The organism is Streptomyces sp. NPDC005794, assembly GCF_042871445.1.
GTDB lineage: Bacteria > Actinomycetota > Actinomycetes > Streptomycetales > Streptomycetaceae > Streptomyces.
In genome coordinates this window covers 1-13,772 of the sequence record NZ_JBIAIN010000010.1, presented here as the reverse complement: position 1 = coordinate 13,772, position 13,772 = coordinate 1, and the positions used below count along the sequence as shown (strand labels likewise).

13 protein-coding genes are annotated in these 13,772 nt (G+C 67.4%); 7 read left to right on the top strand and 6 right to left on the bottom strand.

Annotation, left to right across the window (positions count from 1 at the left end):
- Positions 1 to 79 precede the first annotated feature (79 nt).
- Positions 80 to 676 (top strand): nucleotidyltransferase family protein, encoded by a 597-nt coding sequence (locus tag ACFYQ5_RS17540; RefSeq protein WP_389198314.1) that lies wholly within the window; start codon positions 80 to 82, stop codon positions 674 to 676.
- Between the two features lie 17 nt (positions 677 to 693).
- Here ACFYQ5_RS17540 and ACFYQ5_RS17535 read toward each other — a convergent pair whose 3' ends face one another.
- The 5 genes from ACFYQ5_RS17535 to ACFYQ5_RS17515 are packed head-to-tail and all read right to left on the bottom strand — an operon-like array spanning position 694 to position 7,567.
- Positions 694 to 1,902, bottom strand: coding sequence for a TniQ family protein (locus tag ACFYQ5_RS17535; protein ID WP_389198313.1), 1,209 nt, complete (start codon positions 1,900 to 1,902; stop codon positions 694 to 696).
- On the bottom strand, positions 1,899 to 3,113 hold the full coding sequence (locus ACFYQ5_RS17530; protein ID WP_389198312.1) for a TniQ family protein: 1,215 nt from the start codon (positions 3,111 to 3,113) through the stop codon (positions 1,899 to 1,901). Before ACFYQ5_RS17530 ends, ACFYQ5_RS17535 begins: the two co-directional genes overlap by 4 nt.
- Positions 3,110 to 4,402: a TniB family NTP-binding protein gene (locus tag ACFYQ5_RS17525; protein WP_389198310.1), complete on the bottom strand. Its 1,293-nt coding sequence runs from the start codon at positions 4,400 to 4,402 to the stop codon at positions 3,110 to 3,112. Before ACFYQ5_RS17525 ends, ACFYQ5_RS17530 begins: the two co-directional genes overlap by 4 nt.
- A gap of 1 nt (position 4,403) precedes the next feature.
- Complete coding sequence (locus tag ACFYQ5_RS17520) at positions 4,404 to 6,695, bottom strand: transposase (protein WP_389198309.1); 2,292 nt, start codon at positions 6,693 to 6,695, stop codon at positions 4,404 to 4,406.
- Positions 6,692 to 7,567, bottom strand: coding sequence for a TnsA-like heteromeric transposase endonuclease subunit (locus ACFYQ5_RS17515; protein ID WP_389198307.1), 876 nt, complete (start codon positions 7,565 to 7,567; stop codon positions 6,692 to 6,694). The genes ACFYQ5_RS17520 and ACFYQ5_RS17515 overlap by 4 nt, the downstream gene beginning before the upstream one ends.
- Positions 7,568 to 7,858: 291 nt before the next feature.
- On the opposite strand from ACFYQ5_RS17515, the gene ACFYQ5_RS17510 reads away from it, so the two are divergent.
- Both ACFYQ5_RS17510 and ACFYQ5_RS17505 read left to right on the top strand, forming a co-directional pair.
- Positions 7,859 to 8,620 (top strand): SMI1/KNR4 family protein, encoded by a 762-nt coding sequence (locus tag ACFYQ5_RS17510; RefSeq protein ID WP_389198305.1) that lies wholly within the window; start codon positions 7,859 to 7,861, stop codon positions 8,618 to 8,620.
- 66 nt (positions 8,621 to 8,686) lie between these two features.
- A complete protein-coding gene (locus ACFYQ5_RS17505) occupies positions 8,687 to 9,100 on the top strand; it encodes a DUF5958 family protein (RefSeq protein WP_389198304.1) in 414 nt (137 codons plus the stop codon).
- An 18-nt stretch (positions 9,101 to 9,118) separates the two neighbouring features.
- Here the strand turns inward: ACFYQ5_RS17505 and ACFYQ5_RS17500 are convergent, their stop codons facing one another.
- A complete protein-coding gene (locus ACFYQ5_RS17500; RefSeq protein ID WP_389198302.1) occupies positions 9,119 to 9,712 on the bottom strand; it encodes a DUF4240 domain-containing protein in 594 nt (197 codons plus the stop codon).
- 57 nt (positions 9,713 to 9,769) lie between these two features.
- Here ACFYQ5_RS17500 and ACFYQ5_RS17495 point away from each other — a divergent pair, with 57 nt between their 5' ends.
- From ACFYQ5_RS17495 to ACFYQ5_RS17480, 4 genes are all read left to right on the top strand, one after another.
- Positions 9,770 to 10,036 carry a hypothetical protein gene (locus ACFYQ5_RS17495; protein ID WP_389198300.1) on the top strand — a complete coding sequence of 89 codons (267 nt, stop codon included), beginning with the start codon at positions 9,770 to 9,772 and terminating at the stop codon, positions 10,034 to 10,036.
- Positions 10,037 to 10,118: 82 nt separating this feature from the next.
- Complete coding sequence (locus ACFYQ5_RS17490) at positions 10,119 to 10,871, top strand: TnsA-like heteromeric transposase endonuclease subunit (RefSeq protein WP_389198298.1); 753 nt, start codon at positions 10,119 to 10,121, stop codon at positions 10,869 to 10,871.
- Positions 10,865 to 12,919: a Mu transposase C-terminal domain-containing protein gene (locus ACFYQ5_RS17485; RefSeq protein ID WP_389198296.1), complete on the top strand. Its 2,055-nt coding sequence runs from the start codon at positions 10,865 to 10,867 to the stop codon at positions 12,917 to 12,919. Before ACFYQ5_RS17490 ends, ACFYQ5_RS17485 begins: the two co-directional genes overlap by 7 nt.
- The coding region (locus ACFYQ5_RS17480) for an AAA family ATPase (protein WP_389198294.1) at positions 12,916 to 13,772 on the top strand (857 nt) is incomplete at its 3' end. The genes ACFYQ5_RS17485 and ACFYQ5_RS17480, both read left to right, overlap by 4 nt.

The window sequence follows — 13,772 nt, the reverse complement described above, 5'->3', positions numbered from 1 at the left end:
TCTCTCGCCTTTCAGGCTGGGATGCCTGCTTGCGACCAACGCGCCTTGTGAGAGGGGCTGTTCGTGATAGGGAGTACGAATGTTTGGTCGACTCCCGCTCGTTGAGCAGCTCGATGGCTTGCGGTCCGTCCTCTCTCGGAACGAGGTTCTGGCCGACGTGATGACCAGGGCGGCGACGCTGGAGCTGCCCGGTTGGTATGTGACGGCGGGCTGCCTGTTCCAGACGGTGTGGAACGTGGTCACCGGCAGGCCCCCGACCAGCGGCATTAGGGACTACGACATCTTCTACTTCGACGGCACCGATCTGTCCTGGGAGGCGGAGGATGCCGTGATCAAGGCGGGGCAGGAGGTGTTCGCCGGGCTGCCGGCCGAGGTGGAGATCCGCAACGAGGCCCGTGTGCATCTCTGGTACGAGCAGAAATTCGGCGTGCCCTGTCCGCCGCACGAGTCCACCGAGGCCGCGATCGACTCGTTCGCTGCGACGACGTGCTGTCTCGGCGTGCGCCTGGAGCCCGACGGTGAGTGGCGTGTCTATGCGCCCCACGGGCTGTCCGACGTGTTCAACCTCGTGGTCCGACCCAACCCGGTGCTTGCCCCGCGGGAGGTCTATGAGGCCAAGGCAGTGCGTTGGAGGGACGAGTGGCCGGAGCTCAGCGTGCTGCCGTGGCCGAGCTGACGCTCGGGTGCGAGTGGTCATGCTGCGAGTTCCTCTCCGGCGGGCCAGTTGTCCTTGACGGCGGCCCGGAGAGGCTGCGAGATCCATGCGGGGCGTCGGAGGTAGGTGCTGAGAGCACGGTCGGCGTCGCGAAGGTGCTGGACAAGCGGGGCCAGACGCTGTCGCGCTTCGTGTGGGTCGGGGGCCTGGAGGAGCTGGGAGGCGATGTCCAGGACGGCGCCGGCGGCCAGTGAGTCTGCGGGCGGTGCGGTGTAGGGCTTGGAGGTCTTCTTCTTGCCGGGGGTGTTGAGCAGGGGCTCGGCCTGGGCGGCGCGGGAGGCGTACTCGGCATCGAGTGCGGCGGCCAGGCAGGGTGTGCCGGCGTACTCGCGGGCGACGGGCCAGGTTCGGAAGACCATGGCGACCGTGGCGCGCAGGTCGGCGAAGTAGTGGGCGGCGGGGACCGGTGCACCCGCGCTCATGGCTGTCTCGGGGCCGCCCGCTGTGACCAGGTCCACGAGTTGTTGTTGGAGTTGTAGGAGCACGGTCATGGTGACGGTGTCGGGTTCCGCGGAAGGCAGATCAAGGCGGGTCAGGTCGGTGGCGCAGGCTGTTTCGGGCTGGTGCTGTGGTGTCGGCCGGGTCGGGAAGCGGCACTGCCAGGGGTGGAGCGTGTCGTCGGACAGTCGCGCGATGGCGTTGGCGTTGGCTGTTCGGACGGAGTGGACGGGTGTTCCGCAGCCGGTGCACTCGTGCTGGAGGAGGCGCTGGTGGCGGAGGCAGAGGAAGACCACGGGGAGGCGCCAGAGGCGTTGCCAGGCGCCGCCGTGGATGTCCTGGATGGTGTCTCCGTCCCCGGCGAGGCAGTTCGGGCAGTAGCGGGTGGAGCGGGTCAGGACCCATGGGTTGTCGTAGATCATCCGCGCGGGTGTTCTGCGTGGCGTGAGCGCGGGGTTCAGTGGTCCGTAACGGTCTCCGAGCGGGGCGAGCAGGAGTCCGGTGACTTCGCCGGGCGTCAGGTGTGTCACGTCGGCGAAGGTGGTGACGTGCTCATCGTTGAGGTGGTGCAGGGAGCCGAGTGGCAGGCGGGTGGGCAGGCCGGGGCGGTCGTGGGGTGCCAGGCCGGTGCGGATGGTGATCTCGCCGGGTGTGGTGCCTGTTCGGTGGGCGAGACGGAGGATGAATCCGGTGAGGGTCTCGTCGGGCAGCGGGTCGAGGCTGCGGGGCAGGGGCCGTATGCGGTTCACTTCGCCTCCTGTGCTGTTGCCCGGCGGCGTGGGCGGGTGCCGAGGCGGCGGACCGGCAGGCCGAGAGAGTCACGCAAAACCGGGGAGATGCCGGGAGTGTCGGCGATTCTTCGGCTGACGGTGGGACGTGTTTGTTCCGACTGCTGGTAGAGCTCGGCGAGTGCCGCTCGGCCCTCGGAGTCGCAGGCGGCGTTCAGGAGTTGTTCAGCGGTGCTGAGGACGGCCCCGGTGGCCATAGGGCGTGTCGGGGGTTCGAGGAAGATGTCGCCTATGGGCGCGCTCTTGGCTCGTCGGAGGGTGTCCGAGGCTCGTTGGCGGCGGCGGGTGGCTTCTCCGCCGATGGCCCTGGCCAGGGTTGGGGTGGCGGCCGAGGGTCGGGCCTGGGGCCAGGAGATGAAGATCAGCGCGGCGACGGCGCGCAGGTCCAGGAAGTACTGGGCGACGGGGACTGGCTGTCCGCAACTGGCCGCTGTGTCAGGTCCGTTGATGGACAGGAGGGTGTCGATACGTCCTTGGAGGGCCAGAAGCTCGTTTCTGGTACCGGGGTCGCTGGAGATCGGGAATTTGTTCGAGCCGTCCGTCAGGTAGGTGCCGCATATCGACCCGCTCTTACTGCTCGTTTTCCAGTGGATCGAAGCGCGGCACTGCGTGGGGTGAAGATCTTCCTCGGCGGCGTGCTCGATGATGCCCCATCGGGCGGCTTGTGCGGGGTGCTGGCAACGGGGGCAGTTCCGCTTGAGAAGTCGTCGGTGCTCGACGCAGGCGAAGGAGACGGCAAGGTGCCAGCGCCTCTTCCACGAACCGCCGAGCAGGACCCCGAAAGCGCTGTTGTCCGAGGTCAGGCAGCGTGAGCAGAACTGGGTGTTCCTGAGATAGACCCAGCGCCTCAGGTAGGTGAGTTGCTGAGGGCCGGACCAGGGCCAGAGCTGGTGGTTGAGCGGGCCGTAGCGCCGCCCCAGCGGAGCGAGGAGAAGGCCCTCCATCTCCGCATGGGACAGGCGGGCGACATGCGCGCATTCAGAGAGTTGCTCGGAGGAGAGCGTGAGCAGGGATCCGACGGGCATGGCTGCCCGGTAGTACTGGCCAAGGCCCATGCGATCGGCGATCACGGCCGGCGAGCATCCGGTGTACTTGGCCAAGCGCAGCAAGAACCCTGCCAGCGACTCGTCATCGAGCGGAACCAGGCTGCGGGAGAGCGGGCGGCGGTTCATGCTTCCACCGCCGCAGGGGTGCCGGGGTCGTCGTAGACGGTATTGCGGCCCTTCTTGGGCGCCTGCCGGGGCTTTTGCTTCGGCTGGGGCGCGGTGTCGACGTCGGGGATCTCCCCGGCTTCGGCGTCACGCTCGTTGCCCTTGCCCGGGACGTTGCCGAGGTTGATGGGGACATCGTCGAGGAGGTCGGTGGTCAGGTCTTCCAGACCACTGTCCATCGCCTTGACCAGGCCGTCTTCAATCAGACGCCGGAGAAGCCCGACGATGCCGTGGGTGCGGCGCCGGAGGTACTCGGGCATGTTGCCCTCGGACAACGTGCCTGGGCCTGCGTGAAAGAGCCGTATCTGGTTCTCGATGCCGACGAGGTGCTCGATGAACGCCTCGGTGCCAGCGTCGGTGCTGTAGTCGAAGGGGTCGAGGTTGATCAGGTCGAAGCGGCGCTCGGTCTGGGTGGAGGCATCGGGGTTGTAGCTCTTGCCCCTCGTCAGGGGCGCGTAGACCCACTGCTTGGTGCGCGGATCGTGCCAGCCCTCCCTGAGCAGCCCGGAGCGGGGGATGTTCACGCCGATGAGGACAAGCGTGACGTCCAAGTCCATGAGGCCGCGGATGAGGTCCAGGGTGTCCTGGTCGTCCTCGCGGTGCATCTTGAGCCGGGTGATGTCGTCGATCATCAGGACGGTGGTGGCGTGCGCCTTGATCGATTCGCGGACGTTGCGGATCATGCCGCGCAGGTTCTTGCCGTAGGGGGCGCCGTAGAAGTCGAGGATCGCCTCGCACAAAGCGATCGGGGTGGCCTTTACCGGTGTCTGGCAGTAGGCGATCGGTGCAATCAGGTCCCGGGTTCCGGGCATCGCATCCACGTAGTGGGATCGGTACTGATCGAAGAGCTTCCTCCAGTCGTCTTCGAACTCGGCGGCAGTCCGGCAGGCGGTCTCCGTCTTGCCCTGGTAGCCACCGCCGTTGATCATCAGCCCGTCGAGAGTGCCGGGACCGAAACGCATGGCGTTGTTCTGGATGCGCGAGCGCATCAGATCGGTGACCGCCACGCTCATCGGTGTCTCCAGCAGCTGCATGTTGACGTGGGTGGCGGCCCGGTGCAGGTCGTGCAGCGACTTCTTGCGCGGGCTCATCAGCCGGTACTCGGCCAAGGTGATCTTCTTGACCGGCACGAACAGGTCCCGGGTCTTGCGGAACTCCTGCCAGCCCTCGTAGGTGGTCCGGTCCGGCCTGGGGCCGAAGCGCAGGAACGGGACGGGGTTGTCCGCCGCGGGCATGCCGTGGTCGCTCATCTCACTCCTCGTCCGTCGTCTGCGAGTCGGGGTGCTCTGGGCTTTCGGTCCGGTCGTCGCCTTCGTCGTCCGCCAGGAGGAACAGATTGCGGCCCCGGCGCCTGGTGCCGAGCGGTGCCGGCTCTGCCAAGGAAGGCGAGGAAGACAGGACTTCCTCACGCCGTCGGCGCCGGTGGGAGTCCAGGCTCCTGGCGGCCTGCTGGGCCCGCTCCTGCCACGAACCCGCTGCCGGTGTACCGACGGCTGCCTGGGGTGCTTCCTCGCCCGGCTCCTTCGGGGCCTGCGGACGGTCTGCGGCAGCCGCGCGGGCCTGCTCGATCTCCCGGGCCTGCTGGATCCGCTGGGACTTGGTCATCTGCGACGGCCAGCCCGCGACGGGATCGACGGCTCCGATCATCTCCAGGAGAACCGGGAGGAGATCGGTGTCGGAGCGCGGCTTCAGCCCGGCCTCGCGTACGCGTGTGAGGAGTTCTTCGACACGGGCGTCCCCGAAGGCGGGAACGTCGTTTTCGGACGGCAGGCCCGTCCAGCGCAGGGTGTGCCACTCGTGCGATTCAGGGTCCTGGAAGAACACCACGCGCCGGTCACGGGGTTCACGGTGGATGACCCACGTCTGCTTGTATCGGCCGCCCCGCGTGGAGTGCCGGTCAGGGTCGCGCAGGATCTCGGCGTCGTACCAAAGTCCCTTGATCTTCACGCCCCGCCGGTAGATGCGCTTCACGTGGTGCTCGGGCAGGAAGCGGTAGTACAGATCCGGCGACGGGATGTCCATCGCGAAGCCCTCCTGAGCGAAGGAGGCCGCGAACAGGCTGTTGGGGCTGTGATCGCCGCCCGGGTCCCAGAAGGGCGCGAACTCCCCCAGCCTGCGGTTTTGCCACACTTTCACGACCCAGGTCGCGATCAGGTGCTCCATCTCGCTCATGGTCAGCACCGCGTCGCCTTCCGGGTCGGCGCCGCGATCGGCAACGTCGACTCCCGTGTAGCCGGCCAGCTTCTCGAACAGCAGCGAACGAGAACTACCGAACGCACGTTCCACCGCCTGTTTGTCGGTGGGCCGCAGGACGCGAGCCGGCAGAATCCGGCAGCCCATCGCCTCCTGGACATCCACGAGATGGTGGTTGCGATAGACGGAACCGTGGTCGGAGGTGACCGTCTCCGGGGTGAAGAACGGCAGGGCAGCGACCTTGTGCCCGGCGAACTCCGCGACCACCGCGGCCGGCAGGCCCGGATAGGGCCACTCCATCTCGTCGTCCCATTCAGCCCGCATCGGCAGCGGCAGCATGACGTCCCGCAGCACCATCGCCACGTCCACCGAGGAGTCCGACACCAGAGTCAGCCGGAACGCGCAGATCGAATGGGTGTAGACGTCCAGAGCCAGCGTGAGATGAACGGTCACCGGATCGCCGAAGACGTTCTCGCGGACCATCACCGGCAAGATCGTGGTGTCCAGGGCGACGACCTGTCCGGGCCGGGTCACCACCACGTGCCCGTTCTTGGCGGGCAGTTCGGCCGACCGGTCATAGCGCGGACGGGCACCGCCCGGACCGAACCACTCCTTCCAGATCCGAAGCAGCGTGTGGTAGCTCGGGATCTCGATCTCCTCCTCCGGAAAGGTCTCCCGGAGGTAGCGGTGGATCATGTTCTCGCGGGTGCGTCCACTCACGCGGGAGCGGTGGTGGCGCGTCTCCTCCCTGACCGCCAGGATCGCCTCGCGGACCTCCTCACCGACGCTGGGATGGCCCCCGCTCTCCCGCAGCCAGCGGTGATCGGCGCAGCCGACCATCCCGTACTTCCTGCGCCGGCGTTCCCACCGCTCCAGCGTGCGCACTCCGACACGGGCGACACCCAGCAGCATCTTGGCCTCCTGGGGGCGCAGGGCCGCCAGCTCGACGGCCTTCGCTTCCCGACGCGCGGTCAGCGTTGTTCGGTCCGGGTCGTACTCGGGTCGCGGTTCACCCGGCGCTGGCCGCATCAGATCGCCGCTGCGGTAGCCGTACTTCACCTCCATGAGATGCTCGAAACGCTGTTCCACCAGCGGGCGCTTCTCCGGCTTGACGTCACTCCACGACGCCGGCTGACGCCCCCGGTTGACCCCCTCCGCGGCCGTGCGCGACGACGGACGGCACCTCGGATGGTTGACCAGGAAGCGGAAGGTCACCTGCTGCCTGCCACCGTCCGGCCGCACCAGCTGCACCCGGCCCAGATGCGGTTCCTGCCGCTCGACCCGCCACTCCACGTCGTCCAGCACGACGCCGGCTCCGGGGGAGAGATCAAGCGTGGCCAACGCGTTCACGCGGCACCTCCCGCCAGCACCACTCGTGAGCGGTCCGTCAGCGGCTGCGAGAGATCGACACCGACGCGGCGGTGCCACAACAGGTGCAGCAGGTGAGCGCGAGCCACCGGCCAGTACGTCTCCGTCAGGGCCAACTCCCCGAACGGCAGCCCCTTTTGGGCATGTGCGAGCAGGCCCGGCTGGACACCGAGCACGTCACGGAGCGGACGGCGCCGTCCATACATCGCGTCGAGCGTGGACTTCACATGAGGACGCCACTCGGCCGCCACCACGTAGTGCCAGCCACAGACCAACGCCACCTCCGCCGCCGCGGCGAAGCTCTCAAGATCCTCCGGCTCGATCAGCGGTCTCGGACGCACATCGACCAGCCAGACCCCCGCCCGCGAGACCACAAGGAAATCCGGCGTGTGCCTGCGCCACTTCTCCCGCGTGCGGAACCGGATACACAGCGGCTGCGACAGCACCTCGACCAGATCACCGGCGAAGTCCAGGGCCACCAGCAGCTGGTCCTCCTCCAAACTCTCGAAACCGTGAAGACGCCCCGTCGCCAGCAGCGATTCCAGACCAGGCCGGTGCCGCTGATCGCGCCGCCAGGTGAACCCCCGCATCGGCCGGCGGTCCGCCACCGGCGCGTGCCCCAGATGCCGTACCGGACCCGTCACGTCGTCCCCGGCGTACTTCCACGTCGCCGTCCACCGGTCCGTCCAGCCGTCCGACACATCCAGGCCAGCCCGACCGGCGTCCACCGAGACCGGTATGAGCAGGTCCTCCCACCTACACCGGTGAGACCACACCGGCCCGGCGCTGTACGACGTGCCATCCCCGGCGTGCGGGGCGGTGACGCCTTGTAGATCAGTCATGTACCCGGACAAACGGCACCCCCTTCCCGGGAGTCGGTGATCTTCGGAGTTGGCGACAACTTGCCTGCAAAATGCGCGGGGCACGCCAGGAACGATGCGAATCTGACGACAGTTGTCGTGCTCAGCGGCCCAGAAACCCCCTGGTCAGGGTGGACGGTTGACGACAACTAGCTCGCTCCGTCTCACTTGCTGTGACTCGCAGCGATAACTGTCCGTTCTCAGCAGATGTGGCGAGTCCCAGTGGTTCTGGCAAACGACATGGCGGAGTCCCGGCGAAGCTGGCCGGCCTGTACGGTCCACCGCATGGTTGACGCGTTCGATGTGGCTCACGCTCTGCGCGGCGGGATACCCGACAGGGCGGGAGCCTGGGCCTTCGTTCGGGACTTTGCCGCAGCGTGGGCGGAGCCGCTCGCCGACGGCGCGGGTACGCGAGCGGAGGAGCTGAAGCGAGCCGAGGAGATGCTGGGGCTCGCGCTGCCGACCGCGTTGCGCGAGGGGTATTCGCTTCTCGGCACGCGTCACGACCTCACCGGGAACCAGGACCCGCTGCTGCGCCCTTCCGAGCTCTTCGTACACGACGAGTTCGGTGGAGTGCTCGTCTTCCGCAGCGAGAACCAGGGATGCGCTTTCTGGGGAGTGCGGCTGCGGGACCTCGGTCAGGACGATCCGCCGGTGTTCGTCCAGTCACGGGATGGTTGGGTCCGCTACCTGGAGCGGGTCTCCCTGGCCTGTGTCGAGCTCGTACTCAGCGAGACGCTGCTTGGCAGCGAAGGACGGCTCTACAACGCCTGCGAACTTCCCGCCAGCCTGATTCGAGAGCTGCCGAGCCGGTTCGCGCCGGTGGAGTTTCCCGAGTACCCGATGTGGACGGGGAAGGAAGAGTCACCCGTGTGCTGGTATTCCGCGCCGGGGAAGCTCTTGCGGCTCGACGGACTGAGTGACCACAGTTGGCTGCACGTTCGGGGAAGTACGCTCGCCGACCTGGAGTCGCTCTGCGCCACCCTCCCCGGCCACTGGGTACGTGGATACTCAGAGCCGTTGGAAGCCGACGAACTGCCTTTCTAGGCGCCCGATGGTCTGCTTGGATCACACCGAGAAAGTCTGTGAATCGAGCGCAACGGGGGCGTGAGAATGGCTGATTCGTACATCATTCTCAACGAGCTCGCCCAGGAGCTTCGGCCGATGCCACAGGGCATCGAGTGGTTCGAGGGCCTCTCGACTGAGGAGCAGTCCAACACCCTGCGTCTCCTGTCACATTTCTGTATTCAGGCCCGCGCCACCACCGAGGACGGCCCGGAAAGTATCCGACGCGCCGGACTTCGCGCCACGCACACACCGGCGGTTCTGATCACACGAGGGCGGATCGACCAGCAACTCGGAAAGATCGCCAGTCTCACCCCGCACGACGAGCGCCTCAAGTCATTCCGGCTACTGATCGCGGTGCTGGCCGTCGCCGACGAACGCCGACGAGAGCGCTTCTGCTCCGGCGGCTGCGGCCACGCGTGGCATCGCCTGTCTGTCGACATCCCCGAAGCCTCGGCCTGATCCCTCGCGCTTTCGCGTCTACCGGACCAGTGGCCGGAGGGGAAACATCGCGCTCAGTCTCGGCAGTTTGCGCTTCGACTCGTCTTCGCATCGCACGTCCCACTGCTCGCCGCGCGGCCCTGGATTGCCGCCTACAGCGCCCTGCTCGGCTTCGACGGCTTCATAGAATGCGTCGCCGCAGTCGTCGTCCGCGCGGGTGAGTAGTCCATACGCCTCCATGGCGACGTAGTCGAGAGACTCCCACTCCGGCCAGTCGTCGTTCCAGAGCTCCCGAGGGCGACCCACCAGGCACTGAACCTCTGGGGTGTCGGCCAGAGCGTCGGGATCGATCACTGCCCGCGCGAAGGCTTCCCGACCGATCCCCACCATCCACAGGCCGAAGTAGCAGAATCCGTCGTCCGAACACCAGCCGCCGAAGATCCGCTCCGCAGCAGCCCAGAGATCCCAGGTGAAGGCTTCACGCGTCACTTCGTCCAGGCGAACCTGGAACTGCACGATCTCTGTCAGCGGCCTCCGCGACAACTCGTCACGCAACCACGTCAGCCGTTCGTCCCGGCCCCGCGTCTGCCGTCGGCACTCTTCGATGAGCTTCCAGAAGGAATCGATGTCCACGGCGGCACTGTGCCAGGCACCTCTGACACCGCAGGGTCGGCGAACTATGTTCGAGCAGTGGAGAACACGGAGATCATCATCAAGCTCACCTCTGATGAAGCGCTGGTCCTGTCGGACTGGCTGGAGCGAGTGCAGATGACGAACCTCAGCCGTCTCGTCGACGACGAGGCGGTCTGGGCGCCCATTCATAGGCTGGCCGGAACGCTCGACAAGTCCCTGCCTGGGATCTTCGCAGCGGACTATGGCGAACGCCTGGACGCGGCGCGTCGCAGGCTTCGACCCGCCTCAGACGATGTCGCCAGTGATCATGAAGACTCTGACTGAGCTGGCTCGCAGCATCACTCACATGAGGGGTTTCAGCCCAAATCTTCTGGTGGATTCCCATTGATTCTGGACAGTGAAGTCCATGGGGTTGGGCGGGACGAGTGATACGGCACCGCTGGACGTGGGCGGATTCGAGGTCGGTTGGCGGGATGCCAGAGGTGAACACCGCCGACCGCTGAGTGAGGCGGAGGAGGTCGAGTTCGAGACGGGACTGCCAGTACGTGGCTTCCCTTCATACCGCGGTCAGCGGAACTTCCCGGGCCTGTACTGGTCTGCCACGACGGGCGGGCACGTGGGGTTCGAGTCGTGGCTGGAGCGGGATCACGCGATGCTGCTGGACTTCACGCCCGAGGTGACTGGACTGCTGTCGCAGCCGCTATGGCTGTTCTGGCAGAACGACAAGGACCGGGCAATCTCCCACGCGCCGGACTACTTCGCACGATTCGAGGACGGCCGGGGGTTGCTGGTGGACTGCCGGCCTCTGGACCGGGTGGACGAGCGATCGGCGGCCAAGTTCGCGGTGACGCGGCTGGCTTGTGAGGCGGCGGGCTGGGGCTATCGGGTGGTCGGGATGGTGGACCCGGTCCGTATGGCCAATGTCCGCTGGCTGGCGGGGTATCGGCACCCTCGGCATGCGACCACCGCGGGGATGGCCGAGCGGCTGATGGCGGTGTTCTCGGTGCCCTCACCGTTGGTGGGGCAGGCGTCGCTGTTGGGTGATCCGATTGCGGTGTTACCAGCGGTGTTCCATCTGCTCTGGGCGGGGCGACTCCGGGCGGACCTGTCGAAGCCGCTGACGGACACGACGCTGGTGTCGCGGGTGGAGACGTGGTGAGCGGACGGGCGGCGCTGCGCGTCGGCGACCAGGTCCGGCTCGACGAGCGGCTGCACACCGTGGTCGGGTTGTCCGGGACGCTGGTGCGGCTGGCCGACGAGGCCGGGCGGGCGAGCCTGGTGTTGCTGCCCCACCTACTGGCCGCCGAAGGCTTCGAGTTCCTTGGTCAGGGGGACGGGTCACCGGTAGTGGCACCCTTCGCGTTGCTGGACACCGTTCCGCCGCAGGAGGCGGAGAAGGCCACCGCCTGGGAACGGCATCTACTGGAGCTGGAGTCCGGGCGGCAAAGCGGTATCGGAGCCGGGGCGGGGCCGCGGCCGGAGTACGACCCGGCCCTGCATACCTTGGAGGAGCGGATCGCCGCGAAGGCCACCGAGTTGCGTGCCCTGGGCTGGACGGTGAGCGCGCGGACGGTCGAGAGGATGCGGGCCCGCTACCGGGATCAAGGGGTCTGGGGACTGGTCGATCACCGCAAGACCCGTCTGTCCTCGCCGACGGGCCGGACTGATGAGCGGGTGGTTTCAGCCGTCGCGGAGGTGCTGGCCAGCCAGCTGAACGAGTCGACTGGGACACGAGGCCGGGTGCGGCGCCGGGTCGAGGCACTGCTGGCCGAGCAGCACGGGGCCGGGGTAGTGCCGATGCCGTCGAAGACGACGTTCTATCGGCTTGTCGAGGCAGTGAGCGTGGGCACGCACGCCTTCGGTTCGGCTGCTTCCCGCCGCTCCCAAGCTCGGCGGCCCGAGGGGATGTTCACGCCGTCCGCGGCCTGCCGGCCGGGTGAGTTGGTGCAGATCGACACGACTCCGCTGGACGTGCTGGTGATCCTGGAGGACGGGGTGAGCGGTCGTCCGGAACTGACCATCGCCGTCGACGTGGCGACCCGGACGATCTGCGCGGCGGTGCTGCGGCCGGCAGGCACCAAGGCGGTCGATGCGTCGCTGCTGCTGGCGAAGATGCTGGTCCCCGAGCCGCTGCGGCCGGGCTGGCCGGAGGCCCTGGCCCTGCCGGCGACGCTGATCCCGCACGCCCGGCTGCTGGACATCGACGCCCGGCTGGAGCAGGCCGCCGCGAAACCGGTGATCGTCCCGGAAACCATCGGAATCGATCACGGCAAAGTGTTCGTCTCCGACACTTTCATCGCGGCTTGCCGGTCGCTGGGCGTCTCCGTCCAGCCCTCGCGGCCCGCCACTCCGACGGACAAGGCCATCGTGGAGCGGACCTTTTCGTCCATCAACACCCTGCTCTGCCAGCATGTTTCCGGCTACACCGGCTCCAACACGGACCGCCGCGGCGCGGGTGTCGAGGCGGTATGGACGCTCGCGGAACTCGATGACCTTCTTCAGGAATGGATCGTGGCCTGCTGGCAGCAGCGGCCGCACGACGGGCTTCGTAGTCCGTTCCTTCCCGGCCGGTCGATGTCACCCAACGACGCGTACGCGCTGCTCGTGGCCCGCACCGGCTACGTCCCGCTGCCGCTGAGCGGTCTCGACTACCTCGAACTGCTGCCAGCGGTCTGGCGGTCGGTGAATGCCTATGGAATCCGCATCGACCATCGCACCTACAACTGCCCGGAGTTGGCCCCGCTGAAGCGCCGCCCTTCGGGAGTGGACGCGAAAGGCGGCCTCTGGGAGGTCCACTACGACCCCTACGACCTGTCCCAGGTCTCGGTACGCGATGCCCGCACCGGCAAGTGGATCACCGTTCCCTGGACGCACCGGCATCTGATCTCCGCGCCGTTCGCGGACTTCACCTGGCGCCGGGCCCGTGACCTACTCGCGCTGCGAGGCCAGGACGAAACCGACCAAGCCACCGTCGCGGCCGCAGTCAAGCAGCTCCTGGTCCGGGCGGAGTCCGGGCCGGATCGCCGTGTTGCGGCCCGCACCCGGGCGGCCCTGGAGCCTCCCAGGCCCCTTGCGACGCTGGCTGCCCCGGCGTCGGAGATCGACGAGGCAGACGAGTGGGACGAGGAAGAAGCCGCGGCGTATACACCGTCGAACGTCATCCCCTTCGGCGTCTTCGATGCCTTCACCGACGGGAGCCGCTTGTGACCGAGGAACTGCCGCCGGACATCGGCAACCCGTACGCAACGCTGACCACGAAGGAAGGCTGGCGGGCCTTCGTCGAGGAACGCCCCGAGCCTCCGCCGCCACTGGCGCCGGGCTCCAAGCTGGACGCGGAGGAACTGGACTCCTACCAGGAAGCCCGGAAGGACTACCACTCCAGTTCCGTCATCGTCGCCACCCCCACGATCCGCAAGGTCGTCACCACCGGCCGCAAACGGATCGTGCTCAACCGGCACCAGGTCTCCGCCCGCCGCGGGCTGATCGTGTCCGGCTCGGCCGGCACCGGCAAGACCACCGCGATCACTCAGCTCGGCAAAAACGTCGAACAGCTCACCCGGCGCCGCAACCCCGCCGCCACCGGACAGCTGCCGGTCATCTTCGTCACGGTCCCACCGGCCGCGACTCCGAAGATGCTCGCCGGGGAGTTCGCCCGGTTCCTCGGTGTCCCTCTGCTCCACCGCATGAGCCAAGTCCAGATCACCAACGCAGTCTGCGACCTGCTCGCCCAGCTCGGCACCACCCTGGTTCTGGTCGACGAGATCCACAATCTTGACCTGACCACCCGCTACGGAGCCGAGGCATCTGACCAGCTCAAGTACCTGTCCGAGCGGATCGCGGCGACGTTCGTACTGGCCGGGCTCGAAGTCGAGACCAGCACCCTGTTCCAGGGCACGAGAGGAGCACAGATCGCGGGCCGGTACTCCGTCATCCCGTCCCAGCCCTTCGGGCGGCGCAACCGCCAAAGCCTAGACCCGGACTTCGCGGGTCACCGTTTCAGGTCTGTGGCCAGCGGGTTTGTCCGATGTCGGTATCGAGGAGATCGAGGAGGTGGAGTTGG